Source organism: Streptomyces sp. L2 (assembly GCF_004124325.1).
Classification (GTDB): domain Bacteria; phylum Actinomycetota; class Actinomycetes; order Streptomycetales; family Streptomycetaceae; genus Streptomyces.
In genome coordinates, this window is record NZ_QBDT01000001.1 from 6,934,718 (window position 1) to 6,953,324 (window position 18,607).

12 protein-coding genes and 2 pseudogenes are annotated in these 18,607 nt (G+C 73.3%); 10 read left to right on the top strand and 4 right to left on the bottom strand.

The window, feature by feature from the left end; translation table 11 throughout:
* Complete coding sequence (locus DBP14_RS31120; protein WP_129312169.1) at window positions 1-516, top strand: isoprenylcysteine carboxyl methyltransferase family protein; 516 nt, start codon at window positions 1-3, stop codon at window positions 514-516.
* Complete coding sequence (locus DBP14_RS31125; RefSeq protein ID WP_129310794.1) at window positions 513-1,544, top strand: NAD(P)/FAD-dependent oxidoreductase; 1,032 nt, start codon at window positions 513-515, stop codon at window positions 1,542-1,544. Before DBP14_RS31120 ends, DBP14_RS31125 begins: the two co-directional genes overlap by 4 nt.
* 27 nt (window positions 1,545-1,571) lie before the next feature.
* Here DBP14_RS31125 and DBP14_RS31130 read toward each other — a convergent pair whose 3' ends face one another.
* From DBP14_RS31130 to DBP14_RS31140, 3 genes are all read right to left on the bottom strand, one after another.
* A complete protein-coding gene (locus tag DBP14_RS31130) occupies window positions 1,572-3,257 on the bottom strand; it encodes a hypothetical protein (RefSeq protein WP_129310796.1) in 1,686 nt (561 codons plus the stop codon).
* A gap of 73 nt (window positions 3,258-3,330) precedes the next feature.
* A complete protein-coding gene (locus tag DBP14_RS31135) occupies window positions 3,331-4,962 on the bottom strand; it encodes an MFS transporter (RefSeq protein ID WP_164992443.1) in 1,632 nt (543 codons plus the stop codon).
* Window positions 4,963-4,973: 11 nt separating this feature from the next.
* On the bottom strand, window positions 4,974-5,912 hold the full coding sequence (locus DBP14_RS31140) for a DMT family transporter (protein ID WP_164992444.1): 939 nt from the start codon (window positions 5,910-5,912) through the stop codon (window positions 4,974-4,976).
* A 182-nt stretch (window positions 5,913-6,094) separates the two neighbouring features.
* Between DBP14_RS31140 and DBP14_RS31145 the strand changes: the two genes are divergently transcribed.
* The 8 genes and pseudogenes from DBP14_RS31145 to DBP14_RS31180 all read left to right on the top strand — a co-directional run bounded on the left by DBP14_RS31145 (window position 6,095) and on the right by DBP14_RS31180 (window position 17,401).
* Window positions 6,095-6,499, top strand: a complete 405-nt coding sequence (locus DBP14_RS31145; protein ID WP_129310802.1) for a hypothetical protein — start codon at window positions 6,095-6,097, stop codon at window positions 6,497-6,499.
* Between the two features lie 73 nt (window positions 6,500-6,572).
* The gene (locus tag DBP14_RS31150) at window positions 6,573-7,592 is read left to right on the top strand and encodes a YihY/virulence factor BrkB family protein (protein WP_129310804.1); all 1,020 of its coding nucleotides are present in this window, start codon (window positions 6,573-6,575) and stop codon (window positions 7,590-7,592) included.
* 88 nt (window positions 7,593-7,680) lie between these two features.
* Window positions 7,681-8,550 (top strand): DMT family transporter, encoded by an 870-nt coding sequence (locus DBP14_RS31155; RefSeq protein WP_129310806.1) that lies wholly within the window; start codon window positions 7,681-7,683, stop codon window positions 8,548-8,550.
* Window positions 8,547-9,517, top strand: a pseudogene (locus DBP14_RS31160) (ABC transporter permease); the annotation flags it as partial. The gene DBP14_RS31155 and the pseudogene DBP14_RS31160, both read left to right, overlap by 4 nt.
* A gap of 4 nt (window positions 9,518-9,521) precedes the next feature.
* A pseudogene (locus DBP14_RS31165) lies at window positions 9,522-12,280 on the top strand (alkaline phosphatase family protein).
* A 181-nt stretch (window positions 12,281-12,461) separates the two neighbouring features.
* The gene (locus tag DBP14_RS31170; RefSeq protein WP_129310808.1) at window positions 12,462-13,664 is read left to right on the top strand and encodes an EfeM/EfeO family lipoprotein; all 1,203 of its coding nucleotides are present in this window, start codon (window positions 12,462-12,464) and stop codon (window positions 13,662-13,664) included.
* A 206-nt stretch (window positions 13,665-13,870) separates the two neighbouring features.
* Complete coding sequence (efeB, locus tag DBP14_RS31175; protein ID WP_241741078.1) at window positions 13,871-15,313, top strand: iron uptake transporter deferrochelatase/peroxidase subunit; 1,443 nt, start codon at window positions 13,871-13,873, stop codon at window positions 15,311-15,313.
* A gap of 234 nt (window positions 15,314-15,547) precedes the next feature.
* Window positions 15,548-17,401: an alkaline phosphatase family protein gene (locus DBP14_RS31180; RefSeq protein WP_129310810.1), complete on the top strand. Its 1,854-nt coding sequence runs from the start codon at window positions 15,548-15,550 to the stop codon at window positions 17,399-17,401.
* On the opposite strand, the gene lgt is transcribed toward DBP14_RS31180, so the two are convergent.
* Window positions 17,367-18,260 carry a prolipoprotein diacylglyceryl transferase gene (gene lgt / locus DBP14_RS31185; RefSeq protein WP_241741079.1) on the bottom strand — a complete coding sequence of 298 codons (894 nt, stop codon included), beginning with the start codon at window positions 18,258-18,260 and terminating at the stop codon, window positions 17,367-17,369. The two genes, DBP14_RS31180 and lgt, sit on opposite strands and share 35 nt — an antisense overlap.
* Between the last annotated feature and the right edge of the window lie 347 nt (window positions 18,261-18,607).

Consider the following 18,607-nt stretch of genomic DNA (forward strand, 5'->3'; position numbering starts at 1 on the left):
ATGCCCTGGTACACGCTGCTCGTCCTCGCGGTCGGCGCGGAGCGCGTCGCCGAACTCGTCGTCGCCCGGCGCAACGCCGCCTGGACCCGGTCCCGCGCCGGGGTGGAGCACGGCCGGGGCCACTACCCGGTCATGGTGGCCCTGCACTCCGCCCTGCTCGGCTGCTGCCTGTTCGAACCGGCCCTAGCCCACCGGCCGTTCGTCCCCGCCCTGGCCTGGCCCATGCTGGCGCTCACCGTCCTGGCCCAGGGCCTGCGCTGGTGGTGCATCGGCACCCTCGGCCCGTACTGGAACACCCGGGTCATCGTCGTACCCGGCGCCCGCCTGGTCGCCGCCGGACCGTACCGGTACCTGCGCCACCCCAACTACGTCGCGGTCGTCCTGGAGATCGCCGCCCTGCCCCTCGTGCACTCCGCCTGGCTCACCGCCACGGCGTTCACCCTCGCCAACGCGCTGCTGCTCACCGTCCGCGTCCGCTGCGAGAACGCGGCCCTCACCCTGGCGGAGCCCGCGTGAGGCGCCGCCCCGACCTGCTGATCGTCGGCGGTGGGCCGGCCGGCCTCGCCACCGCCCTGCACGCCGCGCGCGCCGGCCTCGACGCCGTCGTCGCCGAGCCGCGCCCGGCGCCCGTCGACAAGGCCTGCGGCGAGGGCCTGATGCCCGGCGCCGTCCGCGCCCTCACCGCCCTCGGCCTGGACGTCCCCGGCCACCCCCTCACCGGCATCCGCTACGTGCAGGGACCCCGCGGGGTCCAGGCGGCGTTCCGGGACGGCCCCGGCCTCGGCGCCCGCCGCACCGGTCTGCACGGCGCCCTGCACCGCGCCGTCCTGGACGCGGGGGTGACCGTACTGCCGCTGCGCGTGGCCGAGGTACGCCAGGACGCGACGGGCGTGACCGTGCCCGGCGCGGGGCTGCGCGCCCGCTGGCTCGTCGCCGCCGACGGCCTGCACTCGCCCGTGCGCCGCGCCCTCGGCCTGGACGTGCCCACCCGGGGACCGGCCCGGTACGGGCTGCGCCGGCACTACGCCGTGCCCCCGTGGTCGCCGTACGTCGAGGTGCACTGGGGAGCGGACGCGGAGGCGTACGTCACCCCGCTCGGCCCCGGGCTCGTCGGCATCGCCCTGCTCACGGCCCGGCGCGGCTCGTTCACCGGCCAGTTGGCGGGCTTTCCCGACCTCGCGGCCCGCCTGCCGCCGGGCACGGCCGTCACCCCGGTGCGCGGAGCCGGGCCCCTGCGCCGGCGCGCCCGTACCCGCGTCCACGGGCGGGTCCTCCTCGTCGGCGACGCCGCCGGATACGTGGACGCCCTCACCGGTGAGGGCATCTCCCTCGCCCTCACCGGGGCCCAGGCCCTGGTCGCCAACCTGCTGCGCGGCACCCCGGCCCGCTACGAGTCGGACTGGGCGCGGGCGACCCGCCGGCACCGCCTGCTCACCGAGGCCCTGCTGAGAGCCCGTCAGCAGCCCGCGCTCGCCCCGCGCATCATGCCCACGGCCGCCCGCCTGCCCCGCCTCTTCGGGGCGGCGGTGAACGCGCTGGCCTGACGCGGGGGCATCGCGGTCGCGGCCGGTTCAGTGCCGTGGGTCCGGCGGCGGGAGGCGGGCGGTGCAGCCGTCGGCGTCGTCGAGGGCCGCGTCGGGGAGGCCGTCCGCGTGCCACGACGGCACGTACGACATCGGCAGCGGCGGCACCTGCCAGCCGGCGGCCGCCCACTGCACGAACGGGTACGCGGTCAGGTGGGCCGAGTCGACCGGCTCGCCGGTGAGGACGGCGGCGATGTCCCGGCGGTCGTTCGCCCGGGCGCTCAGCGTGCCGTGGAACCCCTCCACCTCGATGGTCGTCACGTCGGCGAGGTGGCCCGGGGGCACCGCGGCCGCACTGGCGGTGGGCAGGAAGGCCACCACCCGCACGTGCGGCACCGGGCAGAGCATCGTGTCCCGGTACCGCGGCCCGTTCCGCATCACGGACCGGACGAACGGCTCGTCCGCGCTCACCGTGGAACCGGTCCGCAGCCGGGTGAGCGCGGTGAGCGTGCGCATCGCCCAGCCCAGGCCGATGCCCCAGCCGCTGTCCGCCGCCCGCGCCGGGTAGTGGATCCGGGCGGGCCGGACCAGCGGGCTCAGCAGCACCAGCGTGTCGATGTACGGGTGGGGGTGGGCGGCCAGGTAGGCGCGGGCGATGAACGTGCCCTCGCTCTGCGCGACGATCGCCACGCTGCGGCCGCTGCGCCGGTGCACCGTGTCGATCTGCCGGGCCAGCCGGTCGGCGAGCACGCGCAGCGACTGGTGGGTGGCGTTCGGCCCGTACGGCAGGGGAGCGCCGTCCGGGTACTGGCCCCGGTAGGAGTAGAACGTGAAGTCCAGCGAGGGCGGATAGCCGGACATGTCGGTGCCGGTGTACGTGCTGCCGTAGCCCTGGAGGTAGATCACCTGCCGGCCGTGGGCGGGGGACAGGTGGTCGGCGTCGAGGCTGTTGACCGACGGGTTCGGCGGCGCCTGCTGCAGACCGACGATCTGGCTGCCGGAGCCCAGGACGACCGTGGGCACCAGCACCATCGCGAGCGGGGTGACGAAGGCGCGGACGACCGGTTTGCGGCGCGTCGCGACCGTGCGGACCAGCCAGGCCCACAGCCCGGCGTTCACCAGTCCGGCGGCGAACGCGGCCGGGACGGACCAGGTGCCGGGCGCGGCGCTCACCGCCGTGGAACCGGCGGTGAGGGACAGGAACGCCAGCACGTCGATGGCCACGCTGACCGGTGAGGGCGGATGGCGCCACCAGCCCGGGACGATACCGGCGCGGTTCGCCACGAGGGCGGTGAGCCCCAGCGGCAGCAGTGAGCTGAGCACGAACCAGGACAGGCTGGTGGCCGCGCCCATCGCGGCGAGGGTCGCCCACGGCCAGAGCAGGACGACGAGCAGCAGCACGGACAGCGCGTTCGCCGTCAGCAGGCGCCGCAGCGGGGGCCGGGCGGGTCCCGGCGGCCAGGCGAGCACGATCAGCGCGGTGTTCAGCACCGTACGGAACACGACCAGGGCCGCCAGCTCGCCGCCGAACGCGGCCCACGAGTCGTGGTAGACGAACACCCAGCGCAGATCGTGGTACACCCCGAACGGCGGGGGCGCCGTGACCTGCGGAGCCATCCCGGCGATCGACGTCACACCGGCCGCGCGCAGGCCCGCGACCTCGACCGCCGGCAGACCGGCGGCGAGCAGCATCAGCGCCGCCGCGCCCAGCCGGCGCCGCAGTGACTCGTCCACACCGAGTGGGGTATCCCGCGCGGGAAGGGGCTGAACCTGGCCGGCGGCGACCGGCCCAACCGCGGCGCCGGTGTCACTCCTCCTCGCCGGCGACGACCCGCGCCGAGGCGTCCGCGGTGGCCACGTCACGCGGATAGGTCCGCATCGCCACCAGGCCCAGCGCGCCCGCGCCGACGAGAGGGAGGAGGAACAGCAGCAGCGTGTACTGCAGCGCCTCCGGCCCGTCGAAGACGTGCGCCGACACCCAGCCGAACAGCGTGGGCGCCGCCGCCTGGCCGAGCGTGCGCAGCATGGTGCGCACGCCCTCCGCCCGGCCCCACAGGTACGGGTGGACGATGTCGAGGCGGGCGGCGTCCAGCGGCGGGTTGGCAGCGCCGAGCAGCGCCGTGCTGCAGATGAGCAGCGGCAGCGCGAGGGCGAAGTCGGTGCTGTGCAGGGCGGGAGCCGCCAGCAGCGGCAGGGCGAGCAGACACACGGTCGGGACCAGGACACGGGCGTTGGCGCGGCCCCGGCCCAGCAGCCGGTCGGCGACCCGGCCGCCGAGCAGCACTCCCGCGAGCGCCCCGGCGCCGACGATCAGCACCAGGATGCCGGCCACCGCGGTGCTCACCCCGTAGTGCTGCGTGGTGAACAGGGAGGCGAAGGACCGGAGTCCGGCGAAGAAGAAGTAGCCGAGAGCCGACGCGATGATCACGACGAGGTTGGTGCGGATCCGCAGGACGTAGCCGACGGCCTGCCACAGCGGCATGGTGCGCGGATCACGGCGCAGGACCAGGCGTGGATCGGGTGCGACGCCGCTCTCGCGGACGGCCTGCCCGGCGAGGTCGCGGTCCGGCGCCGGATCGTCCCCGGTGTCGGTGTCGCTGCCCCTGCCGGTGCCTGTTTCGGTTCCTGCTACGGCGTCGGAGCGGGCGTCCGCGGTCTTGCCCCGACCAAGGTCAGGATCACGGCCGAGGGCACGATCACGGTCAGGGTCACGCTCACCGTCGCCGGCCGCCGGCCCGCCCCCCGCGGAGCCCCCGGCCGCATCCCCTTCCGCGTCCGCGGCGGCCACCTCGCGCGCGTCGAGGATGTCCTCCTGCCCGGCGCGCAGCCGGCTCTGGCCGCCGCGCGCCGGTTCCGGCAGCCGCGCCACGGCCCACACCAGCAGCGCCCCGGGGACGACCAGCCACCAGAACGCGAACCGCCAGCCGAGCGCGGACCCGACGGCACCGGAGACGGCGAAGCCCACTCCGGTGCCGACCAGTTCACCGGCCAGGATCGTGCCGTAGATCCGGGCGCGCTCCCGGATGGGGAAGAAATCGCCGATGAGGGAGGCGATCGTCGGACCGGTGGTGGCGGTGACCGCACCCAGCGCGGCCCGGGAGACCAGCAGCCACAGGTACGAGGGGGCCAGGGCGGACAGCGCGGTGGCCGCCGCCCACAGCGCGGTGCTGACGGCCAGCAGCCGGGTGCGCCGCACCCGGTCGGTGAGGACGCCGACCGGCAGGGTGCACAGCGCGGAGACCAGGGACACCACCGACGCGAGGAGCCCGATCTGGGTGTTCCCGATGTGGAAGGCCGCCTTGAGCGGGCCGGCCATGGTCGAGAGCGTCCCCTCGTCGGCGCCGTCCAGGCCCAGCGCCGCCCCCAGGACGAGGACGACCCGGGCGCGGGCCGCTCCGCCCAGCGCCTCCACCAGCCGGTGCCGGATACCGCCCAGCACGGCACCGGCCCTCATCGGCCGGCCCGCTCGCAGGGTCCGTCGCCACCGGGGGCTCCCTGCTCCTTACGCCCGGCCGCGCCGGCGAGGAGCGGGGAACGCGTCAGCACGACGACGGCGGCTGCCACGACCCCCGCCGCCACGACCGACAGGGCGATGTAGACCCCGCCGCGGACCTCCTCGCCGAAGACGACGACGCCCCACAGGATCGCCACGACCGGATCGGACATCGTCAGCGCGGGCTGGCTGGCCAGCAGCCGCCCGGCGTGCATCGCGGACTGCAGGAGGAACATCGACCCCGCCCCGGTCACGATCATGGCGTACGGCTGCCAGCCGGCGAACAACGCGCCGGCGCCGTGGTCGAACGTCACCGTCATGCCCTTGATCAGCGCCGCGGTGAAACCGAAACCGCAGCCCGCGGCCACGCCCAGCAGGGCCGCCTTGCGGGCGCCGGGACCGGTCAGGCGGGCCCACGCCACCGCGGCGGCGACCACGGCCACGTTCACCGCCGAGGCGAGCACCCACATCAGCCAGGTGACGTGTGCGCTGGAGCCGCGGGACGGGGACAGGAAGAACAGCAGCCCCGCCAGCCCGGCGATCATCAGGGCCGAACTGCCCCACTCCCGGACCCCGAGGCGGCTGCCGAACACCAGCGACGACAGGACGAGGGTGAAGGGCAGCTCCAGCAGGAGCACCGGCTGCACCACGGACAGTTCACCGTGTCCCAGCGCCGCCGCCTGCAGCAGGAACCCGACGATGATCGAGGTGACGCCCCCGAGCCACACCCGCCGGTGCAGCAGGTGCCACACGAGCCGCAAGCTGAGCGTCTCGCTGTCCGGCTCGTCCTGGGCCGCCTTGCGCTGCAGCACCGAGGCGACGGCGTTGGCGATCGCCGCCAGCACGGCCAGGGGCAGGCTCAGCACGGCGCCTCGGACACGCGGAGCCTCCTCCATCCGACGGAACTTCTTCGCACGCCTCACGCGTGACCGGGTAAGGAGCGGCCGAATCATGACAGACAGAAAAAATGCCTGCGCAGAGTATCGGCCGCACCCTCGCCCGCGGCGTTTCGCCACGGCCCGGCGGGAGACTCCGGACAGAGAGCGCACGTGCCGCCCACCCGCCGGCAGGAGACCCCATGAGGAAGTGGAAGAGGACGAGGAGACGCAGGAAGGAGCGCCCGGCGGAGATCATCCGCCTGGAGCTGTGCGACCTGTGCGGGGCGACGTTCGCCGAAGGCGAGGCGGTCCAGGGATTCGTGCCCGACTCCTCCGCCGTCAGCCCGGGCAACGACTGCTGGGACGGCCTCAGGCGCATCACGGCGTGCGGCCCCGCCCACTTCGCCGCCCTGCGCGAGAACTACCGGCACCGCCCCTTCACCCAGGAGGAGCTGTGGGCGGCGAAGATCGACCGCGCCCTCACCGAGGGCCCGCCGGTGCTGAGCCTGCTGGAGCTGGGCTGCCGCACCGGTCTGCACGAGCCCGACATCCGGCGCGCCATCGCCTGGCACAACGAGCACCTGCCACCACGGACCGACCTATGATCGCTGCGCCGCGTCGAACCGCACCACCGGCGCAGCCGACCGGACTGCGGTGAGACGGCACGGGGCGTGACGCATGGACTTCCTGGAGCGGGTGGACGGCTACCAACGCCGCCACCGCTGGATCGGCCTGCCGCTCGCCGTGGTCTACAAGTTCTACGACGACCAGGCGCTGTACCTCGCCTCCCTGCTCACCTACTACGGTTTCCTCTCGCTCTTCCCGCTGCTGCTCATCCTCGTCGCCGTCCTGAACACGCTCCTGAGCGGCAATCCCGACCTGCAGCACCGGGTGCTGGACTCGGCGCTGGGCGAGTTCCCGGTCATCGGTGACCAGCTCGGGGAGAACATCCACTCCTTCCACAGCAGCGGCGTCGCCCTCGCCGTCGGTATCGCGGGCAGCCTCTACGGCTCCCTCGGCGTCGCCCAGGCCGCGCAGTACGCCCTCAACAAGATCTGGGCGGTCCCGCGGCACGCCCGCCCGGACCCCCTGCGCTCACGCCTGAAGGGCGTGGTGTTCCTACTGCTCCTGGCGTGCGGGCTGTGCGCCCTGACCCTCCTGTCGGTGGCCGCCTCCCAGAAGTACCTCTTCGGGGTGAGGCTGCAGAACGGCAGCTGGACCTGGATCGCCGCCACGGCGGGTTCGATCTGCCTCAACACCGCTCTGCTGCTGGTGAGTTACCGGCTGCTGACCCACCGCAGACTCCCGCTGCGCCGGCTGACCGGCGCGGCCGTGGGCGCCGCCTGCGCCTGGCAGGCGCTGCAGTGGGTCGGCTCCTACTACGTCAGCCACGTCCTGCGCGGGGCCACCGCCACCTACGGCCTGTTCGGCATCGTCCTGGGCCTGCTGGCCTGGCTGTACGTGGCGGCGCTGATCTTCCTCACGGCGGCCGAGGTGGACTCCGTACGGATCATGCGGCTCTGGCCGCGCAGCCTGATGACGCCGTTCACCGACCGGGTGCACCTCAGCGCCGGTGACCGCCGCGCCTATCGGTCGTACGTCACCACCGAGGCGTTCAAGGGTTTCCAGAAGATCAGCGTGCACTTCGACCCGCCCCCCAATCCGCTGCACGGCGAACCCCCGGAGGACGGGCCGTGACGGCGCGAGCCGGGCGGGGCAGACGGGGCGGGCGGGACGGGGTGGCACGGGGGGCCGGTAGCAGCACGGGACACGACGGGTAGCGCGCATGATCTATGTCTTCGGCCTGGCCGCCGCGTGCGCCCTCGGCATCGGCTTCGTGCTCCAGCAGCACGCCGCCGAACGGGCGCCCGTCGGCGACGTCCTGCACTTCCGCCTGCTGTGGGACCTTGCGCACAGCCGGATGTGGCTCGGCGGCATCGCCTGCATGGTCGTCGGGCAGCTGCTGAGCGCGGTCGCGCTCGGCAAGGGCGAGCTGTCGCAGGTCGAGCCGCTGCTGGTCACCAACCTCCTGTTCGCGTTCGCCCTGGCCAGCCGGCTGAGCGGCCAGCGCCTCGGCTCGTCGGGCTGGGTCGGCGTACTGCTGCTCGGCGGGGGAGTGGCCGCGTTCACCCTGGCCGGCAGGCCCAGCGCCGGAACCGCGGAGGACATCGGGACCCTCCGGCGATGGCTGGTCATCGGCGTGGTCATCGGCCTGGCCCTCCTGCTGATCGCCACCGCCCGTCACCTGCCCCTGTTCGAGGAGCCACCGCTGCTGGCCACCGCCGCCGGCCTCCTCTACGGCTTGCAGGACGCCCTGACCCGGGTGTCCATCGACGTCTTCGGCAGTCAGGGGCTCCTCGCCCTGCTCGTCCGCTGGGAGCCGTACACCCTGATCGCGCTCGCCGTCACCGGTCTGATGCTGGTGCAGAGCGCCTTCGAGGCGGGGCCGCTGCGCATGTCGCTGCCGGCGCTCACCGCGGCCGAACCGCTCGCGGGCATCGCCTGCGGCATCGGATTCCTCGGCGACCAGTTGCGCACCGACGTCGCCGCGCTCGCCTGGGAGGCGGCGGGGCTGAGCGGCATCGTCGTCGGCGTGTTCGTCCTGGCGCGCCATCCGGCGATGCCCGGCCAAGTGCCCGCCAGGGAAGCGGACTAGCGCCCGTCCTCGTCATCCTGCTGCTGGTGGCCGGACTGGCCTGTTCCAGCACGGCCGGCGGGTTCGTGGCGGTCGGCGACCGGCCACTGGTGGGCCTCGACGGCCACGCGCTGGCCCCGTCGGACGCGGCCGGGAAGGTCCTCCTGGCCTGGCTCTGCGTGCTCGCCCCCACCCTGGCCCTGGCCGGCGTCGGCCTCCTCGGGTCGGTCACGCTGGGGGCCCGATGGGCCTGCTGCTGCCCGTTGCCGTCGCGCTCGCACTGCAGCTCGCCCAGTTGCTGCCGCTGCCCGTCGCCGTGCGACTCGCCCTGCCCAGCTACGCCTTCGTCGCCCGGAACGGCCTTTTCACCGACCTGGTGCGGACCGGCCCCCTGCTGATCTCCAGCGCCGTCAGCCTGACCTGGGCCGTCCTCGCGACCGCGCCGGCCCATCTGCTGTTCCTGCGGCGCGACTTCACCCACGCGGTCCAGGCCGGTGCCGGGCGCCGCGCACGTGCCGCCGCGCTCCTGGCACCGGCCGCCCTGGTCGCCCTCACCGTCGTGGTCGTCGCCGCCGCGATCCCGTCCGCCGGTTCCGGCATCCGGCAGGACAAGGTGCAGCGGTCGCTCGCCACGGCCTTCGCCCACCTCTACCGGGTGCAGGCCCGCCAGTTGCACCGCCCCGACGTCACCGAGGCGCGGCTGCGGGCCACCGCCGCGTGCACCAAGGGGGCCGGCCGGCTCGCCGCCCAGGGACCGGGCAACGACTGGCGGTGCGTCGTCTCCTGGCACCTGCCCGGCGTCGACGCCACCGGACAGGCCGTCTACCAGCTGGACGTCACCGCGGACGGCCGGTTCGTCGCCGACGGCGACGGACCGAAAGAGGTCAACGGCTACTTCCCGGTGCACACCCCGGCCGGGGACGCGCCCAACCCGCTCTGGCAGTTCGACGGCACCGTCGATCTGCTCTCCACCATCTCGAAGGGATGAGTCCATGCAGGTGACACGCCGTCGCAGGCGGGCCGAACAGGCGCGGTCCGGCTTTCCCGGAAGACGCGTCGGCCGCCGCCGTACACCCCTCCTGACGGCAGGGGTGACGGCGCCCGCCCTGACAGCCGCCGGCACGGCCTTCGCCCAGACCCACCGGTTCGGCACCGACCAGGTCGGCCAGGTCACCGCGCGGGGCCGGGTCGTCTCCAGCGACCAGTACATCGCCCCGTACGGGGAACGCCTGGTCATCGACGAGGGCAAGATCATGTCGTCCGAGGTCAGTCCGGACGGCACCCACCTCGCGGCCTCGGTCACCGACGGCGGGGCCGCGCTGGCCATCGTGAACCTGAAGACCTGGAAGACCCAGCAGCTCGTCGGCGCCTCCGCGTCGGCGGACCTGCGCATCGCGAGCAACTCCGTGGGCCAGGAAGGCCCCGTCTACTCGCCCGACGGCACGCAACTGTGGCTCGGCCAGACCGACGGCTACACCCGGTTCACCGTGCGTCCCGACGGCAGCCTCGCCGACCCGGTGTCCGTGCCCGTTCCGGCTCAGGGCGCCCGGCACGCGCTCGTCGGCCAGGCGGTGTTCTCGTCCGACGGATCCACCGTCTACTCCGCCGTCAACGGCCAGAAGCGGTCGTCGCGCTCGACGCGGCGACCGGCGCGATCGAGCGGAGCTGGGCCGTGGGCAACGCCCCCCGCGACCTGGTCAAGGCCGGCGGCAAGCTCTACGTCGGCAACGAGGGCGGCCGCCCGGCGAAGCCCGGTGACACCACGCTCAACTCCTGCGGCCCCCAGGTGCCGGCCGACCCGAAGACGGGCGCCACCACCACCGGCACGGTCGGCGTCATCGACCTGGCGAACCCGGACGCCGCCGTCACCGGCATCGACGTAGGCCTGCACCCGACCGCGCTGTACGCGAGCAAGGGCGCGGTGTTCGTCACCGACACGGCCGGCAACGACGTGTCGGTCATCGACACCGCCCGCGACAAGGTCGTACAGACCATAGCCACCCAGCCCTGGCCGGAGGCCTCCGTCGGCTACGAGCCGGACGCGGTGACGCTCACCGGCGACGGCCACCTGCTCGTCACGCTCGGGCGCGCCGACGCGGTCGCCGTCTACCGGTACACCACGGCCCAGGAGCCGGTCAGCTACGTCGGCCTGCTCCCCACGGACTACTTCCCCGCCGAGATCGCCACCGTCGGCGACCAGGTCGTCGTCTCCAACACCCGCGGCATGGACGCCCGCCGGGCCGGCCACGAGGCCGGGCACGGCACCCACGACACGACGTCGAGCGTGCAGCGGTTCACGCTGCCCGACGACAGCGTCATCCGGTCGCAGACGGCCAAGGTCTTCCGGCAGAACGGCTGGAGCCACGGTGCCGTCACCACGAGCAAGGGCGGACACCCCGCGAAACCGGTGCCGGTGCCCGTGCGGCTCGGCGACCCCTCGACGATCAGACACGTCTTCCTGATCGTCAAGGAGAACCGCACCTACGACCAGCTCTTCGGTGACATACCGGAGGGCGAGGGCGACCCCTCGCTGGCCGAGTTCGGCGAGAACGTGACCCCCAACCAGCACGCGCTGACCCGTCAGTTCGGCCTGTACGACAACACCTACGACATCGGCACCAACTCCGCCGAGGGCCACAACTGGCTGATGCAGGCCGACGACCCGGAGTACACCGAGTCCTCGGCCGGCGAGTACGCGCGCAGTTACGACACCGAGGACGACGCCCTCGGCCACCAGCGGACCGGTTTCCTGTGGACCGGGGCGCAGGCCGCCGGCCAGTCCGTGCGCGACTTCGGCGAGTTCCAGCAGTTCCTTGCCAAGCCGTCGGGCGCGAGCTGGCAGAACCTGTACTGCGACGCGAAGACCATGGCGGCCACCGGGCAGGACACCGCCTACCCGCTGAACTCGTCCTCGCCCATCCCGTCGCTCGACTCCGTGTCGGTGCACGGGTTCCCGAAGTTCGACACGAGCGTCCCGGACATCTACCGGGAGCAGGTCTGGAAGCGGGACTTCGAGAAGAACGGGCCGGCGAACCTCAACATGTTCTGGCTCTCCAGCGACCACACCGGCGGCCCGGCGAGCGCCCCCGCCCAGGTCGCCGACAACGACCTCGCCACCGGCAGGATCGTCGACGAGATCTCCCACAGCAGGTACTGGAAGGACTCCGCGGTCTTCGTCGTCGAGGACGACTCCCAGGCCGGCCTCGACCACGTCGACGGCCACCGCGCCCCGATCCAGATCATCAGCCCCTGGGCCCGGCACGGCAGCGTCGACAGCCTCTACTACTCGCAGATCACGATGATCCGGACCATCGAGCAGATCCTGGGGATTCACCCGATGAACCAGAAGGACAGCGCGGCCACCCCCATGCGCGCGGCCTTCACCCGCCACCCGGACCCGAGGCCGTTCACGGCGCTGCCCAACCGGATCCCGCTGACCGCCGGCCTGAAGACCCCGCCCGCCTGTGGCGTGGACACCCCCGCACCGCAGAACCCGGCCGCGGCCGCGGTGCCCGCCGCGAAGGTACCGGCGGCCGAGCGGGCGCTCGCGGCCACGTGGCAGACGTGGAAGTCGCGCCAGCGGCTCACCGGCCCGCACGCCGTGCCCGACTACGCCAACCCCGCGCAGATGAACCACTTCACCTGGTACGAGACGCACAACTGGACCGAGCCGTACCCCGGCGAGCGCAGGATCTTCGCGCCGAAGGACGTACCGGGCGCCTACCTCCCGTCGTCGGAGTCCGACGGCTGAACCGGTACGACGCCCCGGGCCGGTGCCGGTGCTGTTCCCGGGACCGGCCGGGGCGTCGTCCGTCCGGTGAATCCACGGGGAACTCTTGGCATCCGTCCCGTTCGGGCGGGTGTTCGCCGATCGCGGCTGCGTAGCATGAGCGGTCGCAGCACGTGTTCCGCGTCGTCCGGGAGGCTCGAACATGCCCGTGTCCGTCCGCAGGCCACCGCCGGCGGCACGTCTGTGGACGGGGGGCGCGCTGCTCCTCGCCCTGGCCCTGCTGGGCACGGTGCTCGCGCTGACCGGCGGCGCGACGCACGGCGCGCGTGCCGACGGCGGCCCGACGCACACCACCGTCGAGGTGTCGCCGAGCCGGTGCGGCCGCGGCTGGACCCGCCCCGTGCCCGGCGTCCAGGTCTTCGACCTGCGCAACACCTCCGACGCGGCCGCCGAGGTGTATTTGGAGGACCCGCGGAGCGAGGCCGTGTACGGCGAGGTGGAGGGCGTCGGCCCAGGTACGACACGGGAGTTGACCGTGCGCATCGGAAAGGGGTCGTACGCGTTCAAGTGCGTGCCCGACGACGCCGACGCCGTCACCGGGCCCACGGTCCACGTCACCGCCGGCACGATCGGTCCGAGCGCGGCCCCGGTCACCGAGCACGATCTGATCCCGCCGGCGATCGGCTACCAGAAGTGGGTCGGCCACGGTCTCGACGAAGTGGTCCGGCTGACCCGGAGCCTGCGCGCCGCGATCGACCGCGGGGACCTGGCGGCGGCCCGCACGGCATGGCTGCCGGCCCACCTGGAGTACGAGCGGCTCGGGGCCGCCTACGACGCCTTCGGTGCCGCTGACGCACGGATCAACGGCACGGACGCCGGACTGCCCGACGGCGTCCACGACAAGGACTTCACCGGCTTCCACCGCGTCGAGTACGGCCTGTGGCACGGCCAGTCCGCGCACGCGCTGCGAGCGCCGGCGGCCGCCCTGCTCACCGCGGTCACCGCGCTGCGCGACGACTGGGCCGAGACCCGCATGGACCCGGCCCAGCTCGGGCTGCGGGCCCACGAGATCCTGGAGAACACCGTTCAGTCCGAGCTGACCGGCCGCACCGACTTCGGCAGCGGCAGCAACCTCGCCACCGCCCGCGCCAACCTCGACGGAACCCGCGAGGTCCTGTCCCGGCTGCGCCCCCTGCTCACCACCCGGTACGCCGGTCTGCCCGGCCTCGTCCGCCGGCTGGACCGCGCGCGGCACACCCTGGACGCCTTCCACCACGACGGTGAGTGGACCCCGCTGGACCGCCTGGGCCGCGACGACCGCGAGAAGGTGAACGCGGTCCTCGGCGACCTGGTGGAACGTCTGGCCTCGGTGGCCACCCTGTGCGATCCGCGGAGGACGGTATGAACGGGCGGGCCGGGAACGCAGAGGGCACGCCCTCGGCGGGCGCGGGCGCGGGCCGGGGAGGGGTGTCCGGGCGTGACGGCGTGCTCCCGGCGGGCGTGGGCCGGGGAGGGGTGTCCGGGCGTGACGGCGTGCTCCCGGCGGGCGTGGGCCGGGGAGGGGTGTCCGGGCGTGACGGCGTGCTCCCGGCGGGCGCGGGCCGGGGAGGGGTGTCCGGGCGTGACGGCGCGCTCTCGGCGGGCGCGGGCCGGGGAGGGGTGTCCGGGCGGGACGGCGCGCTCCCGGCGAGCACGGGCCGGCGTGGGGTGTCCGGGCGGGACGGCGACACGGACGCCGTGCTCGCGGCCGGTGCGGGCCGGGAGATGCGGGCCGGTGGCGCCGGCGACGCGGACGGCGTGCTTCCGGCCGGTGCGGGCCGGGGAGCCCGGGCCGGTGGCGTGGGCCGGCGCGGCTTCCTGCGCGGAGCGGCCCTCGCGGGCGCGGGGCTGGCCACGGGCGGCGCGGCCGCGCCGGGCAGCGCACCCGTCGCCGTTGCCGGTTCGGGTGCCGGACCAGTGGCGCCCTTCCACGGAGCGCACCAGCGGTCGGCCATCGCCGCCCCCCGCCGGGCCACCGCCTTCGTCGCGTTCGACGTGACCGCCGTGAACCGCGCCGAGCTGACCGACGTCCTGCGCACGCTGACCGAGCGGGCCCGCTTCCTGACCTCGGGCGGCACCCCTTCCCCGGAGGGCATCACGGCCCCGCCGCCGGACTCCGGGATCCTGGGCGGCAGTCTCCCGTCCGGCGCGCTGGCGGTGACCGTCGGCGTCGGCGCCGCCCTCTTCGACGACCGCTTCGGCCTGACGGCCCGACGCCCGCGCCGGCTGACCACCATGCCGTCCTTCCCGGACGACGACCTGAACCCCGACTGGTGCCACGGCGACCTCGCCGTACAATTGCACGCCGACGACCCGGACACCGTGCTGCACGCCCTGCGCGACATCGCCCGGCACACCCGGGGCGCTCTCCAGGTCCGCTGGCGCCTCGACGGCTTCAGCAGCCCGCCCCGCCCGTCCGGCACCCCGCGCAACCTCATGGGGTTCAAGGACGGCACCGCCAACCCCGACGCCGGAGACGGCCGCGCGATGGACCGGCTGGTGTGGGTCGGCAAGGGCGCGGGCGAGCCCGGCTGGGCGGTCGGCGGCAGCTACCAGGCCGTACGGCTGATCCGGATGCTCGTCGAGTTCTGGGACCGTGTCTCCCTCGGCGAGCAGGAGCGGATGTTCGGCCGGTCCCGGGAGTCCGGCGCGCCCCTGGACGGTGACGCCGAGCACGACACCCCGCACTACGCCGACGACCCCAAGGGCGACGTCATTCCGCTCGACAGCCACATCCGGCTCGCCAACCCGCGCACGCCCGGGACGGCGGACCAGCGCCTCCTGCGCCGGGCCTACAACTACGACCGGGGCATGGACAGCAACGGCAACCTCGACATGGGCCTGCTGTTCTGCTGCTACCAGCAGGACCTGGCCCGGCAGTTCGAGACCGTGCAGAAGCGCCTCGCGGGCGAGCCGCTGACCGACTACATCACGCCGTTCGGCGGCGGCTACTTCTTCACCCTGCCCGGGGTACGCGACCACGCGGACTGGTACGGGCGAACGCTGATCACTTAGCAGACTCCCAGCGATCAATTTCGGCCGAATGGGTCAATGGACGGTCAAGAATTGGCCTGGCTTCCCTGACCCGGTGTTCACTCGCGGGCCATCATGGCTCAGCCGGTACGCCGTATCACCGGTTGAAGATCCCAGACCGTACGACGCAGTGACGTTCATGCAGTGGCATTCATGCAATGACGTTCATGCAGTGATGTTCATGTGGTGACGTTCATGTCCGGAGGGTGAATCAGCATGGCCAGCAGGGGAAGACGAGCAGTGCTACGGAGCCTGGGGGCGCTCACCGGCGCCGCCGCGCTCACCGTTCTCGGCGGGGCCGCGCCCACCTGGGCCGCCGCGCCCACGGGGCACCACGGGCACCACGGACCCGCGCGGACGGCCACGCCGATCAAACACGTGGTCGTCCTCTTCGACGAGAACATCTCCTTCGACCACTACTTCGCCACCTACCCCAAGGCGGCCAACACCGACGGGACGCCGTTCACGGCGTCGAAGAGGACACCGAAGCACATCGACACCCTGGCCAACGCCGGACTGCTGAAGAAGAACCCCAACCAGTACCCGCCCAAGCGGCTCGGCCCGGCGCAGGCCATGACGTGCGACCAGAACCACTCCTACGGGCCCGAGCAGTACGCCTACAACGGCGGTAAGGCCGACCGGTTCGTACAGAACACCGAGGTCGACAAGTGCAGTGGCGGCCTGTTCGGCGAACCCGGACTGGCCATGGACTACTACGACGGCAACACCGTCACCGCGCTGTGGAACTACGCCCAGAACTACGCCCTCAGCGACCGTTCCTACAGCTCCAACTACGGCCCCTCCACCCCCGGCGCCATCAACGTGGTCTCGGGCCAGACCCACGGCGTGATCTCCACGGACCCGGCGTCCGGTACCGAGAACCCCAAGCAGACCTCCACGCCCGACCCGTACGCCGTCAAGTCCCCGGACGCCCACGGCGTCGGCACGATGATCAACGACCCGGACCCGGCCTACGACGACTGCGCCGGCAAGAACCACACGAGCGGTGACGCGCTCGCGGCCATGCGGGGCAGGAACATCGGCGACGTCCTCAACGCCAAGGGCGTGAGCTGGGGCTGGTTCCAGGGCGGCTTCCGCCCCTCCACCCCCTGGGACGGCAAGCAGAGCCACTACGCGAAGTGCGACACCACGCACGCCAACGTCGGCGGCGCCCCGGTCGTCGACTACAGCCCGCACCACGACCCGTTCCAGTACTACAGGTCGACGGCCAACCCGCACCACCTGCCGCCGCAGAGCGTCGACGAGATCGGCCACGCCGGACAGGCCAACCACAACTACGACCTCACCGACCTCCACGCCGCGCTGAAGGCGGGCAAGCTGCCGGCCGTCAGCTTCGTCAAGGCGCCCTCGTACCAGGACGGCCACGCCGGCTACTCCGACCCGATCGACGAACAGCACTTCCTCGTCGACCAGATCAACGCCGTCCAGTCCTCCCCGCAGTGGAAGTCCACCGCCGTCGTCATCGCCTACGACGACTCCGACGGCTGGTACGACCACGCCTACGTCGCCCCGCGCAACGGCTCGACGGACACCACCCCCGGCTCCAACGGCAAGGCCACCGACAGCCCCGCCTGCCAGGCCGGTCCCGCCGCCGCGGGCGGATACCAGGACCGCTGCGGCCCCGGCACCCGCCAGCCGCTGCTCGTGGTCTCGCCGTACAGCAGGGTCAACAAGGTGTCGCACACCCTGACCGACCAGGCGTCGATCATCCGGTTCATCGAGAACAACTGGCACACCGCGCGGATCGGCGACCACTCCTTCGACGCCACGGCGGGCTCGCTGGCCGGCATGTTCGACTTCCGTCACCCCAACGGCAAGCAGGTGCTCCTCAACCAGGACGGCTCGGTCAGGTCGGTCGGCCCGATCCGCCCCGTGGCACCGGTCGCCGCCCGCATCGACCCGGGCCCGGCGATGCAGACCGCCGCGGCGGTCTCGGACGCCTCCCCGTTCCCCGCGGTACCCGTGGGCATCGCCGCGGGCGCCCTCGTGGCAGCGGGCGCCACAGGAACGTTCCTCACTCTCCGCCGCCGGCAGCGCGACACGGCCTGACGGCCGCCGCCGCGTCACCGTCATCGTCGTCCGCGTCCGGCCGGGGCACGTCGCCCTCCGGGCGCGGACGGCGGGTGGCGACCAGATACACGAGGGCGCCCGTGAACAGCGCCAGGGACACGTAGTCGTTCAGCCGCAGGCCCAGGAAATGATTGGCGTGGTCGATCCGCAGGGCCTCGATCCACGCCCGCCCGGTGGTGTACGCGAGGACGTAACACGCGAACAGCCGCCCACGCCGCAGCCGCTGGTGGTGCCGGGCGTCGAGCCAGAGCAGCAGCGCCACGACACCGAGATCCCACAGGCACTCGTACAGGAAGGTGGGGTGGTACAGGGCGACGGTGGGGGAGTCGGCCGGGCGGTGCGCCGGGTCGATGTACAGCGCCCACGGCAGATGCGTGGGCCGGCCGTACAGCTCCTGGTTGAAGTAGTTGCCCCACCGGCCGATCGCCTGCGCCAGCACCAGGCCGGGAGCGACCGCGTCGGCGAAGTCGGCCAGCCGGATGCCGCGCCGGCGGCAGCCCAGCCAGGCGCCCACCGCGCCCAGAGCGACGGCACCCGGGATGCCCAGACCGCCGTCCCAGATGTACAGCGCGTGCAACGGCTGCTTCCCGGCCGAGAAGTACAGCTCAGGGTCCGTGATCACGTGGTACAGCCGCCCACCGAGGATCCCGAACGGCACCGCCCAGACCGCGACGTCGGCCACGTCGTCCTTCCGGCCGCCCCGCGCCTCCCACCGCCGACCGGTGAGCCACACGGCGGCGAAGATGCCGGCCAGGATGCACAGCGCGTACGCGCGAACCGGCACCGGCCCGAGGTGCCACACCCCCTGCGACGGGCTGGGCAGGTACGCCAGGATCATCGACAAGACCGTTCTGCGCGCGCGAGACCGGCCCGGGGCCGGAGGAGACCCACACGACAATACAGACCCCGAAAGAACGCCCACCGGACCGCCCGCCCCCGCTCAGACACCTCCCACGGCCGCCGCTCCTCTGCCCCGCGCTGGGAACCAACCTGAAAGGGTGCCCCGCATGGCCGAGAGGCCTGTTCGCCTGCACCGCATCGAGCCCCGCGGTGAGTATGCGTGTGACTCCTCCGGCCTGCTGACACACCCAGGTGGGCTTGCCCTGTGGAGGTGATTCCTCCTGACTCTCAAGTGCCGGTGTGGCACTTGAATTGAGCGTCGGCTTGTGTCGCGGTCCTGGTGCC